This window comes from Desulfobacterales bacterium (genome assembly GCA_034520365.1).
Classification (GTDB): Bacteria; Desulfobacterota; Desulfobacteria; order Desulfobacterales; family Desulfosalsimonadaceae; genus M55B175.
In genome coordinates, this window is record JAXHNP010000003.1 from 20,754 (window position 1) to 33,507 (window position 12,754).

Consider the following 12,754-nt stretch of genomic DNA (forward strand, 5'->3'; position numbering starts at 1 on the left):
AAATACCAACGGTTTGGCATCACAGATTTCAAAATGGGTGCGCAAACGGTTTAAGAAAAATAAAGTGTGGGTGGCCGCGGACCCGGCGGGCCAGCCGGTGATGGACAAAGGCAAGGTGTTGATCAAATACCAGCTGGATCAACCCCACGAATACTGGGTGCGCGGGGAGAATGTTGGGGATATTGAAGGTGAGGACAAGCAAAAAAAACAGCCAGCAAAAACGCCTGAAAATCCCACCCAAATACAGCCAACTGCGCCCCCCCTTGTCCAGGCGGACAGTGATGCCGACAAACCCAATAAGGAGGCGATCCACGTCTATACGGACGGGGCTGCCTCCGGCAATCCCGGACCGGCCGGCATCGGCGTATTTCTGCAATACGGGCCCCACGAGCGCGAAATCTCGCGCTTCATCGGTTCCGCAACCAACAACATCGCTGAATTAATGGCGGTTAAAACCGCCCTGGAGGCGATTAAGCGCAAAGACATACCGGTCCGGCTTTACACGGACAGCAGCTACGTGCTCGGATTGCTGACAAGCGGCTGGAAGGCGCACAAGAATAAGGAGCTGGTCACTGACATTCGAACGCTCTGCGAAGAATTTAAGGATTTACAGCTGATCAAGGTTAAGGGGCACGGCGGGATTTGCGGCAACGAAAAAGCGGATCATTTGGCGACCAGCGCGATTAAAAAGCACGCGCCTTAGACCGGCGGGCATCCGAAAGATTCCGGGGGGGGGGGGATAAATCGCAGTCAACGAAAAAACCCCGCAGGAAAGACCCTGCGGGGTTTTTAGGCTGTTCAAAAACTGCCGGCTGAACAGTTTACTTGGACTTCATGGATTCAATCTCTTTTTTCAGCTCTTCATTTTCCCTTTTGTATTTTTCCAGGTCATTTTCCGGTTCCGTATCCGCTGGGGCGACACTGCCCTCTTTCTGCCAGGTATCTTTCAGTTCATCGAAGCCGAGATACAGCGCCAGGCACCCACCAAGCAACAACATGACCGGCACGGCACCGGCCAGAAGCTGCAAAAACGCATTAAACCAAATCGCCAATCCGATTACACCAATTACGGCTGCTATCGCGCCCCCAATTAACGTTTTCATAAAGCTGCATCCTCCTTTAATAAGTTACGTTCCAATCCTGTAAAATCTATGGACATTGTTTGATAATCAAAATTAACATCTACCATAAGCCCCGGGGTAAAGCAAGGCAAAATTTCTTGCAACCATCCATTCTGCACCCTCTGCTTTTGCCGGTAAACGATAATGCGCTTGAAAAGCAACCGACAAATTGTTAAAACCAAATATCCTTTACAAAGCCGAGCCGATTCATATGCGTCTTAAAAAATTACAAAAAAATATTCGATCCTGGTGGGACAAACGGGTTTCCGGCGCCTACCACCCTTTTACCTGCTATTTGCCCCCGAATACCGGCATCGTCGCCAGATTGATACTCAAGTTCCTTTTCATGGGCATTCAGGTGGATTCCCAGCCCGAAGAGTTGTCCCGCCGCCCGGAAAACAAGGACCGGATTATCATCTATGTAAACAAATACAAAAGCTATTTCGAGTACCTGTTTTTTCATACCCGGCTCCGTCATGAGGGCATGCCGCATCCGGGCATCGGGTTTGACCACCGCCTTATTTTCTGGCAGCCCTTAATGCGGCTTTTTAAAATTATCCTCTCCCATGTCAACTATTTCGTCAAACACCTGGCTCTGCCGGACCCTTACAAAAGCGGCTATATCCGGGACAAACTGATGGCCGGCAATGCCGCGCTCCTGTCTTTGGTTGAGGAAAAGGGGTTTTACCGCCGGTTCGTCAAATCCAAGCCTGACCCGCTCCATTATTTAATTGAAATCCAAAAACGCATCGACCGGCCGGTCTATTTTTACCCTCAGTTGATGCTGTATGGCAAAGCCCCGGAAAAAACCCGGCTATCATTTATTGACATGCTTTTTGGCACCAATGAGAATCCGGGCCGCATCCGCCGGCTGGTGGCACTGACCAAAAGCCCCAAAACCATATTTATCGAAGCCTCCGAACCTCTCTGTCTGAAGTATTTTTTAGCGCGCCCGGAAATCGCCAAACTCTCCTCCAAAAACCAGGCGGTCGCCCTGCGCCGGCATCTGCTCGGTCAAATCAACCGCCACCGGCAAAGCATCACCGGCCCCATACTCAAATCCCGGCTGGAAATCATGGAGGAGCTGCTGACCCGGCAGGATGTGCAGAAATTTATCGCGGACTATGCCCGGCAATCCGATGTATCGCTTCACCAGGCCCATAAACAGGCGGCCGCCTATCTGGATGAAATCGCCTCTAACTACAACCTCAAAACGATCCGCATTTTTGATGTGGCCCTGCGCTGGATGTTTCGCACCATCTTTGAAGGCATGGTGGTTGACTACAGCGGACTCGACCGGGTCAAACGCATATCCCGGGATGCCCCCCTGATATTGGTCCCCTGCCATAAAAGCCATCTGGACTACCTGATCCTCTCCTATGTCTTTTTCAACAACAACATGCCCTGCCCCTTGATCGCGGCCGGCAAGAATCTTTCGTTCTGGCCGCTGGGGCCCATATTCCGGGGCGGGGGCGCGTTTTTTCTCCGACGGACGTTTAAAGGCGAAAAGCTCTACCCCAAAGTATTTGCCGCCTATCTTCAGAAAATTATCGACGAGGGTTTTTATGTGGAATTCTTTCCGGAAGGCGGCCGAAGCCGCACCGGAAAACTGCTGGCCCCGAAAATCGGCCTGCTGTCCCTGATTCTGGATGCCTACAAAAACATCCGCTGGAGCGATATGATGTTTGTGCCGATCTATATCGGCTATGACCGGGTGCTTGAGGAAAAAGCCTATATCCATGAACTGGAGGGCGGCAAAAAGGCTCCGGAAAATCTGAAGAACATGCTCAAAGCCAGAAAATTTTTGAAAAGAAAATACGGTAAAATCTACCTAAACTTTAACGCGCCCATTTCTCTGAAGCACTACCTGCAGGAAACCAATCCGGAATTAAGCGAAGCCGCCCTGGACTCCAAAAAAGCCGCTCTTCATTTGGGCCGCCGTCTGATCGGGGCAATCAACCAGGTCACCGTGGTCACCCCCTATGCCGTGCTGGCGGCATCCATTTTGAACTGCGGGCAGAAGCGGTTTTACTTAAACCAGCTATTTCATATCGTGGATACGTATATGACCTTTCTGTTAAACCAGGGCGCCAACCTGTCAGACACCCTGATCATTGACCGAAACAGCGCCTACCGGCATGTTCTGGAAACTTTTACCCAGAACAAAATTATTGAAAAAAGCACCACTGAAATCACCACCGTAAACGAATCCAACCCATTGTTCAAAATCAGCGACAGCCGGCGCCCGGCCCTGGAATACTATAAAAATAACTGCGTCATCTGCTTTATCCCCGGGGCCTATACGGCTATGGCTATTTTGCACGCCGATGCATTCCAGTTTGCCGCAGGTGACCTGCATACGCACTATGAGTTTCTCAAGGATTTATTCGCCAACGAGTTTGTCTTCGAAAATGAGCTGCCTGTGGCGCATACGGTGCGCAAAACTTTGAAATCCTTTATTGATGACGCGATCCTGATGCCGCACCCCACACTGCCGGAAACCTATAATATCACCTCCGCCGGCTACCGGAAGCTCCATATGCTGGCCGCCTTTATGGCACCCTTTTTTGATTCCTACTGGGTGGTCTTAAATTACATGAGGCACTATACCAAGCAGCCTATTTATGAAGTCAAAGATTATATCAAAAAAATTCAGGCCATGGGCAACCGGATGTACAAACGAAACGAGATCAACCGGAAAGAGGCCTTAACCAAAATCAACTATCAGAATGCGGTGGCCTATTTTACGGACAAAGGCCTGAGCAGTCCGGAAACCGATCCGGAATCCTTTGATTTTTATCTGGAAAAAATCCAAAACTACCGCAAATACCTTCAGGAAAAAATGCCCCTGCTCTCATAGCGGTTTTTTGGACATACCCGAGTGATCTACCCATGAAGGCCTTAATCCTTGCAGCCGGCTACGGCACCCGACTCCGACCGTATACCAACATCCGGCCCAAACCCCTGTTTCCCATTAACGGCGAGCCCGTCCTCGGCCGCCTGATTCACCGCTTAATCACCGCCGGCTGTACCGGCATTATCATCAACACCCATCATCTGGCGGATCAGATTGCCGCATTTATTGAGGAACAAACATTTCCCATACCGGTCACGACCCGCTATGAGCCTTCCATACTGGGTACCGGCGGGGCGATCCGGAACGCGGCCGATTTTCTGGATGGCGCGCCCTTTCTGGTGATTAACAGCGATATTGTGACGGATCTGGACCTTGACCCCGTTTATGCATATCACTGCCGCCATGACTGGCCGGCTACCCTGGTCATGCATCACCACCCGGCTTTTAATTCCGTCGTTGTTGACAATGGGCAGTTTATTCGTTCATTTGCCGCCGAACATTTGTCAGAAACGGAGGCGCTCCTTGCCTTTACCGGCATCCAGGTGATGGACAGCCGGATTCTTTCGTTTATTCCGCCGAAACAGACGGTCAGCAGCATTGCCGTCTACCAATCGCTGCTGGATAAGGGCTTGCCCATCAAGGCCTATGTGCCGGCGCCCTTTTACTGGCAGGATATCGGCACGCCAAAGCGCTATCGCACGGCAGTTTTGGATCACACCGCCCCTGCCGCCTTTTTAAGCGCCTGCGGCCGAAAACCGGCGGCTTCCGATATCAAGTATGAAAAATTAAAAGGCGACGGCTCGGACCGCGCATGGTACCGCCTGACAGGTGAAGGCGGCTGCCTGATTCTCGCCGACCACGGCATTCAGGCAAGCGATGACACCTGCGAGATTGATTCATTTATCGCCATTGGCCGGCACCTGTTTGAAAAAAACATTCCAATACCGCAGATGTTTTTTAAGGATCGCTTTGCCGGCCTCGTTTTTCTGGAGGATTTGGGCGATACCCTGTTATATGATTGGCTGCAGGCCAATCCGCCGCAGGCTGAAGTGATCGCGATTTATGAGAACGTGATTTGCGAATTGCTAAGAATGGCTGTTTCAGGCAAAGAGGGGTTTGATCCGGCGGCCGCCTACCAGGGTCCGGCCTATGACAAGCCCCTGATTCTTGAAAAAGAATGCCGGTATTTTGTGGACGCCTTTTTGAACGGATATCTCCACTTGAATCAGCCATATGAAACGCTTGCTGACGAGTTTTCCCGCCTGGCGGACCAAGCCGTTTTAAACAGCATGCCCGGGTTCATGCACCGGGATTTTCAGTCCCGAAACATCATGATCAAAAACGCGGGTATTTATTTCATCGACTTTCAGGGCGGACGAATCGGGCCGGTCCAGTACGATCTGGCCGCGCTTCTGGCAGACCCCTATGCGGCCCTTTCGCAGCCGATCCAAGCGCAGCTGCTTGATTTTGCCATGCATGAATACATGAAATACCGGAGCTTTTCCCGGAATCGTTTTCTGGCGGGCTATCAGGCCTGCCGGGTCTGCCGGCTAATGCAGGCATTGGGCGCATATGGCTATCTCACCCGGGTCAAAGAAAAGCCCTTTTTCAGTCAGTTTATCCCCAGGGCCGCACGCACTCTGAAACAGGATCTGGCCGGGATGCCGGGAGCATTTCCGCTGCTTTCCCGGACAGTGGATGCGGCGGCCGCAAGGGTTTCTGAAATTTTTGCAACCCGCCTTGACCTTTAATCGTTTTTCATTCAGTATCAACCCAACACACCATCATTGATTCGACATACCAATAGGAGGGCCTCTGATGAGCAAATTAAAACTGATGGTTAACGGCCTGCCCGGAAAAGTGGCCACCGTAATCGCCAGGCACGCGATTGCCGATACCAGTGTGGAATTTATTCCGCAGTCCATGACCGGCCCGGAAATAGCGGAAGATGAAATGACACTCGAGGATGTAAACATCCGCCTGATTAAGCCTCAGGATCGGGATCAGGCAATCCCGGCCATCAAGTCAAGCAAAGGCGAATTCATCAGTGTCGACTTTACCCTCCCGGATGCGGTGAATGAAAATGCCGAATTCTACTGCAACCAGGCGATCCCCTTTGTCATGGGCACCACCGGCGGTGACCGGGAAAAGCTGGCCCAGACCATTGCCGAATCTTCAATATCCGCGGTCATCGCCCCGAACATGGCCAAGCAGATCGTGGGATTTCAGGCCATGATGGCCTATGCCGCAAAGAATTTTCCCGGTCTCTTTGACGGCTACCAGCTTGAAATCAAGGAATCCCACCAAAAGAGCAAGGTGGATACCAGCGGCACGGCCAAGGCCATGGTCGGGCATTTCAACCAGCTGGGGCTTAATTTTTCCGAGTCAGATATCATTAAAATCCGGGATCCGGAAATCCAGCAAAAAGAATGGGGGGTGCCGGAGGAGTATCTGGACGGCCACGGATGGCACACCTATACCCTGACCTCTATGGATCAAACCGTTACCTTCTCCTTTTCCCATTTTGTGAACGGCCGTGACATTTACGCCTGGGGCACCCTGGATGCAGCCCGGTTTTTAGAGGAAAAAATCCGGCAGAGCATTCGCGGCCGGACATTTTCCATGATCGATGTTTTGAAAGGAGCTTAAATTTCATGCGGCATGCGGCCATCCTCTTAACGCTTATTTTTATGACAGCCGCCCTGGCGGCGGCCCCGGCGCACGGCGAGACCCGGTATCCGGATAAAGACTGGAAGGACCGGCCGGATCCGCTGGCCTCGCCCCATGCGGAAAAAGGCGGCGAGGTTAAAACCTTCGGCGGCCAGTATCCCAAAAGCCTGAACTACTATCTGGACAACAATACCCTTTCCGCCGAGGTCTTCGGATCCATGTTTGAGACCCTGCTCGCCATGAATCCGGTAACCCTTGCCTATGAGCCCGGACTGGCGGATTGGTGGACGATCTCGGATGACAAAAAGACCTTTACATTCCATCTGAACCCGGACGCCCGGTGGAGCGACGGCGAGCCGGTGACCGCCGAAGACGTACAATGGACCTATGACGCGATCATGGACCCGAAGCACCTGACCGGCCCCCATAAAATCAGCATGGAGCGGTTTCATCGGCCGGAGATCATTGACAAGCACACCATCCGATTTACCGCCAAAAAGGTACACTGGAAAAACCTCAGAGCCGCGGGCGGGTTTCACGTGCTTTGCAAACATGCCTACAAGGACAGGGATTTTAATAAAATCAATTTCGAGTTTCCGGTGGTTTCCGGCCCCTATGCGGTCGGGCCCATCGAAGAGGGAATGTTTATTCAGATCAAACGCCGGGATAACTGGTGGGCGGCGGATGCCAAGCGCAACCAGGGCAAGTTCAATTTTGATACCATCACCTACCGCTTCTATGCCGAGCGCACCAATGCCTTTGAAGCATTCAAAAAGGGAAAAATCGATATTTTTCCGGTCTACACCTCCCGCATATGGATCAATGAAACCCAGGGTGAGGCATTTTCCAAAAACCATATCCTCAAACAAAAGGTTTACAACCACAAGCCCGTGGGGTTTCAAGGGTTTGCCATGAATATGCGAAAGCCGCCCTTTGATGATGTCCGGGTGAGAAAGGCCATGGCATATCTTCTGGACCGGCGCAAAATGAACCGCACCCTGATGTATGGTCAGTATTTCCTGCACCGGTCCTATTTTGAGGATCTGTATACCCCGGAGGAGCCCAGCCCCAACCCGCTGATCGAAATGGACAAGCAAAAAGCCCGCAAGCTGCTTAAGGCGGCCGGCTGGGATGTGAACCCGGAGACCGGATTATTGGAAAAAAACGGCCGCAAGTTTAACTTTAAGTTTCTATCCCGGAACTCATCATCGGATAAATTTCTGTCCATTTATGCCGAAGACCTAAAGGATGTGGGCATTGAGTTGACAATCGACAAGAAGGACTGGGCGGCCTGGGCCCGGGACATGGATGAGTATAACTTTCAGATGACCTGGGCGGCCTGGAGTGCCGGGGTATTCAAAGATCCGGAAAGCATGTGGGCCTCAAAAGAGGCGGAGCGCGAAGGCGGCAACAATATCACCGGATTTAAAAACGAAAAGGTGGATGCCCTGATTGAAAAGCAGAAGACCATTTTTGACATTCAAAAACGAAATGCCATCTGCCGGGAGATCGATCAGCTCATTTTTAAGGCGCATCCCTATGCACTGCTCTGGAATATTGACTATACGCGGCTGCTGTACTGGAACAAGTTCGGGACGCCCAAGACCGTGCTCTCCAAATACGGGGATGAGTCGAGCGCCCTGGTTTACTGGTGGCGGGACCCGGATAGCCAGGCGATGTTAAGTGATGGGGTAAAACACGGCCTGCCCCTGCCGCCCAGCCCAGGATCAGTTAAATTTGATGAGGTGTTTAACGACTAAGCCTCAGCCGATTGCACAATCTCGTAAACCCTGGCAATGGCCTTGTCCAGATTTTCCGGGTTGGGACCGCCGGCCTGGGCCATATCCGGGCGGCCGCCGCCCCCGCCGCCGACTTCGGCGGCAACGGATTTGATGATATTGCCGGCATGAAACCGGTGCAGCATATCTTTGGTGACCACCACGATCAAAAGGGCTTTGCCGTTATTCACCGCCCCGAGGGTTACAATGCCTGATTTTATCCGGTCCTTGAATTTATCCGCCATATCCCGCAAAGACGCCGGGTTTTCAACTTCCACGCGCTTGGCCAGGACCTTTACATCATTTACGGTCTGAATTTCGCTGTCCGCCTGATCCGCGGAAAAGGAGGCGATTTTGTTTTTTAACCGTTCAACCTCCTTCTCTGCCGCCCGCTGCTGGGACAGCATCGCCTCGACGCGCTGATAAAGGGATTCCGGCCGTTCCTTTAAAAGTCCGGCGGTGTCCTGCAGAATTCGCAGACGGGACTGCACATGGTCAAGGGCGGCTTTTCCGGTACACGCTTCGATCCGTCGCACGCCGGCGGCCACACTGGTTTCGCCGATGATTTTAAACAGGCCGATGTTTCCGGTTTTGGCGGTATGCGTTCCTCCGCACAACTCCTTGCTGAACTGATCCAGCTCAATGACCCGGACGCGGTCGCCGTATTTTTCCTCAAAAAGCGCGATCGCCCCGGTTTGAAAGGCCTCTTCCGCATCCATTTCCTGGATGGAGACATCCACATTGGCCCGAATCCGATCATTTACCAGGGTTTCCACAGCCTCAAGGGATTCCAGGGGGACCTGGGAGAAATGGGTAAAATCAAACCGCAGACGATCCGGGCCCACATAGGAACCGGACTGCCGGACATGCTCGCCTAAAACCGATCTCAAGGCGGCGTGCAGCAGATGGGTGGCCGTATGATTGAGGGCGGTGGCCGTACGATGCTCGCGGTCGACCGCCAGGCTCGCGTGTGCACCCTTCTCGATCCGGCCGGAGTTCACCCGGCCTTTGTGGATGATAAGCCCCGTGGGGTCCTTGAACGTATCGGTGACGGATACCTCAAAATTTTTTCCGTGAATTTGGCCGATATCGCCCACCTGACCGCCGGAGGCGGCATAAAACGGGGTTTCCGCGGTCACTACTTCAATCTCCTCGCCCGCTTCTGCAGCCGCCAACGGCTGATCGCCCTTTACCAGGTACAAAACCGTTGAATCCGCGTTCAATCGATGATATCCGACAAACGCAGGGAGCTGGTCAAGGCCGGCGGTGAAATTCTTGTAGGCCTCGGAGATGCCTGAGAAGGCGGAAACCGAGCGCGATTTCTCCCGGCGCTCGGCCATGGCCGCATGAAACCCCTCCATATCCAGACCAAAGTCCTTGTCCCGGACCACATCCTCCACAATATCCACCGGAAAGCCGAATGTGTCATAGAGTTTAAAGATCACATCCCCGGGCACCACGGTTTCATTGTTTGCCTGCATGCGGGAAAGCGTTTCATTCAAGAGCTTAAGCCCGTTATCCAGGGTCTCCAGAAAACGGACCTCCTCATTTTTGATCACATTGGTGATAAACGCGCGTTTCTCCGTCAGTTCCGGGTAGCCCGCCTTCATCACGGAAAAAACGGTCTCCACCGTTTCATGCAGAAAGGGATCGGTGAGCGAAATAAACCGGCCGTAGCGAATGGCCCGCCGCAGAATGCGGCGCAGCACATAGCCGCGCCCCTCGTTTGAAGGCAGCACCCCGTCACCCACCAGAAATGCCGCGGCCCGGCTGTGATCGGCGATGACTTTCATGGCCACATCCGTGGATTCCGTTTCCCCCAGGGATTTTCCGGACAGGGCTTCGATTTTCTGCATGATCGGCATGAACAGGTCTGTGTCATAGTTGGTGGGCACATCCTGAATGATCGCGGCAATCCGCTCAAGCCCCATGCCGGTGTCAATGCTGGGCTTTGGCAGCGGGGTCATCTCACCGGTTTCATCCCGGTTATACTGCATAAACACCAGGTTCCAGATTTCTAAGTACCGGTCGCACTCACAGCCCGGCATGCAGTCCGGCCGGCCGCAGGAAAGCTCCGGACCCCGGTCAATCAGTACTTCCGAGCAGGGACCGCAGGGCCCGGTCTCGCCCATGGACCAGAAATTATCCTTTTCCCCCAGTCGCACGATCCGGTCCTCCGGCACCCCGATCTGATCCCGCCAGATCGCGTAGGCCTCATCATCGTCCTTGTAAACCGATACCCAGAGTTTTTCCGCCGGCAATCCGTATTCCTCCACCAGAAGCTCCCAGCAGTATCCGATGGCTTTTTCCTTGAAGTAGTCGCCGAAGGAGAAGTTGCCGAGCATTTCGAAAAACGTGTGGTGACGGGCCGTGTATCCGACGTTTTCCAGGTCGTTGTGCTTGCCGCCGGCCCGCAGGCATTTCTGCGAAGTGGCGGCCCGGGTATAGCTGCGCTTTTCTTCGCCCAGAAAGACCCGCTTGAACTGGACCATACCCGCATTGGTAAATAAAAGTGTGGGATCATCCTGCGGCACGAGCGAGGAACTGCGAACAATCTGATGGTCGTGCTTGCGGAAATAGTCAAAAAACCGGTTGCGTATTTCGTCTCCAGTCATGCCCTCTCCAGTTTATCCCGAGGATTTCTCGGCAGCCGCCTCGGCCTCATCATTGGCGGGTTCAGAAGCCCCGGCCAAACCCATGGCCTCCTTTACCTCCTGCAGGATCTTCTCAAAATAATCGGGGTTGTCCTTGAAAAATTTTTTCACGTTCTCCCGGCCCTGGCCGATCCGCTCCTCTTTGTAGGAATACCAGGAACCGCTTTTATCCACCACCCCGGCTTTGACCCCCATATCCAGAAGATCGCCGGCAACAGAGATACCCTCGCCGTATGTGATATCAAATTCGGCCTCCTTAAACGGCGGGGCCATTTTGTTTTTCACCACCTTCGCCTTGGTCCGGTTGCCCACCACCTCCTGTCCCTCTTTGATAGAGCCGGTGCGGCGCACCTCGATCCGGACGGATGAATAAAATTTCAGGGCGTTGCCGCCGGTGGTGGTTTCCGGATTGCCGAAGACCACACCGATTTTCATGCGAAGCTGGTTGATAAAAATAAGCGAGGTTTTGGTCTTGCTGATGGTGGCGGTCAATTTGCGAAGCGCCTGGGACATGAGTCGGGCCTGGAGGCCCATGTGGGCATCCCCCATCTCCCCTTCAATTTCAGCCCTCGGCACAAGGGCGGCCACCGAATCGATCACCAGAACATCAATGGCCCCGCTTCTTACCAGCAATTCCGCAATCTCCAGGGCCTGCTCACCCGTATCCGGCTGGGACACCAGCAGTTCATCGCAGTTTATCCCCAGCTTTTTGGCATACGAGGTGTCCAGGGCGTGCTCCGCATCCACAAAGGCTGCGATTCCCCCTTTTCTCTGGGCTTCCGCCACCGCATGGAGCGCAAGCGTTGTCTTGCCGGAGGCTTCCGGCCCGTAAATCTCGGTGACCCGGCCCCGGGGGATTCCCCCAATGCCCAAGGCCTTGTCCAGGGCCAGAGAGCCCGTGGAAATAACCGGCACATCGATAATCACATTGCCGCCGAGCTTCATGATGGAGCCTTTGCCGAACTGCTTTTCAATCTGACTGATCGCAGTTTCCACGGCCCGTTCTTTTTCAGTATTCTGGGTCATATCGCCTCCTGTCCGATACATGCCGTAAAAAGGCCGCCGGATAGATTCATCCAGCGCCCATTCGCACGGAAATCAAGTCCGTATAAACCGGACCCGATGGTTTTAGGTCACTTTTTATAAGATAGAGCGTATCCGCCACAAACCCCGGGGAGGTCATGTGGCCGTATTTGCTGACGGCATCGATCATTACATCCGGATTGACTTTGCCCTTTATACGCCCGAGTGTCAAATGGCCTTTAAATGCTTTGCTTTCCTTTTCCATGCCCAGCGCAGAAAGCTCCTCCTCCAGCCGGGCGTGCAGACGGGCAAGAACTTCCAGATCCCCCCTTAGCCCGGACCAGATGACCCGAGGCCGCTTAACGCTCGGGAAAGCCCCCAACCCGGACGCGGACAGCGTCAGGGGCGCAAACGGGGCAGCCGACGACGTTAAGGCTTTGCCCACCGCATCCACATCCGTTTGCCGGATATCGCCCAGGAACTTAAGGGTTAAATGAATATTCTCCGGCCGCACCCATTTGATGTCAAGCCCCTCATGCTTCAAGTGGGTCTGGGCCTCGCGCAGGCTCTCGATCACGTCATCCGGGAGCTTAATGGCGATAAAGGCCCGGATGGATTTGGCATTTGTTTCAGCCATTCGCTTCTGAGTAA

At 53.5% G+C, this 12,754-nt stretch carries 9 protein-coding genes; 5 read left to right on the forward strand and 4 right to left on the reverse strand.

The features are described from left to right. Positions 1-13: 13 nt before the first annotated feature. A complete protein-coding gene (locus U5L07_03300; protein ID MDZ7830758.1) occupies positions 14-703 on the forward strand; it encodes a ribonuclease H in 690 nt (229 codons plus the stop codon). A 118-nt stretch (positions 704-821) separates the two neighbouring features. On the opposite strand, the gene U5L07_03305 is transcribed toward U5L07_03300, so the two are convergent. After that, complete coding sequence (locus U5L07_03305) at positions 822-1,103, reverse strand: hypothetical protein (GenBank protein MDZ7830759.1); 282 nt, start codon at positions 1,101-1,103, stop codon at positions 822-824. Between the two features lie 229 nt (positions 1,104-1,332). Between U5L07_03305 and U5L07_03310 the strand changes: the two genes are divergently transcribed. The 4 genes from U5L07_03310 to U5L07_03325 all read left to right on the forward strand — a co-directional run bounded on the left by U5L07_03310 (position 1,333) and on the right by U5L07_03325 (position 8,408). Beyond that, complete coding sequence (locus U5L07_03310) at positions 1,333-3,981, forward strand: 1-acyl-sn-glycerol-3-phosphate acyltransferase (GenBank protein ID MDZ7830760.1); 2,649 nt, start codon at positions 1,333-1,335, stop codon at positions 3,979-3,981. Positions 3,982-4,013: 32 nt separating this feature from the next. Continuing rightward, on the forward strand, positions 4,014-5,729 hold the full coding sequence (locus tag U5L07_03315) for a sugar phosphate nucleotidyltransferase (GenBank protein ID MDZ7830761.1): 1,716 nt from the start codon (positions 4,014-4,016) through the stop codon (positions 5,727-5,729). A 67-nt stretch (positions 5,730-5,796) separates the two neighbouring features. Next, positions 5,797-6,627 carry a dihydrodipicolinate reductase gene (dapB, locus tag U5L07_03320; protein ID MDZ7830762.1) on the forward strand — a complete coding sequence of 277 codons (831 nt, stop codon included), beginning with the start codon at positions 5,797-5,799 and terminating at the stop codon, positions 6,625-6,627. 5 nt (positions 6,628-6,632) lie between these two features. Continuing rightward, on the forward strand, positions 6,633-8,408 hold the full coding sequence (locus tag U5L07_03325; GenBank protein ID MDZ7830763.1) for an extracellular solute-binding protein: 1,776 nt from the start codon (positions 6,633-6,635) through the stop codon (positions 8,406-8,408). Here the strand turns inward: U5L07_03325 and alaS are convergent. Genes alaS through thpR form a run of 3 tightly spaced genes read right to left on the reverse strand, consistent with a single transcriptional unit; the run spans position 8,405 to position 12,740 of the window. Next, positions 8,405-11,041, reverse strand: a complete 2,637-nt coding sequence (alaS, locus tag U5L07_03330; GenBank protein MDZ7830764.1) for an alanine--tRNA ligase — start codon at positions 11,039-11,041, stop codon at positions 8,405-8,407. The genes U5L07_03325 and alaS overlap by 4 nt on opposite strands. A gap of 12 nt (positions 11,042-11,053) precedes the next feature. Further along, positions 11,054-12,106 carry a recombinase RecA gene (gene recA / locus U5L07_03335; protein ID MDZ7830765.1) on the reverse strand — a complete coding sequence of 351 codons (1,053 nt, stop codon included), beginning with the start codon at positions 12,104-12,106 and terminating at the stop codon, positions 11,054-11,056. Between the two features lie 46 nt (positions 12,107-12,152). Next, entirely contained in the window at positions 12,153-12,740 is a 588-nt protein-coding gene (thpR, locus tag U5L07_03340) for an RNA 2',3'-cyclic phosphodiesterase (protein MDZ7830766.1), read from the reverse strand. Between the last annotated feature and the right edge of the window lie 14 nt (positions 12,741-12,754).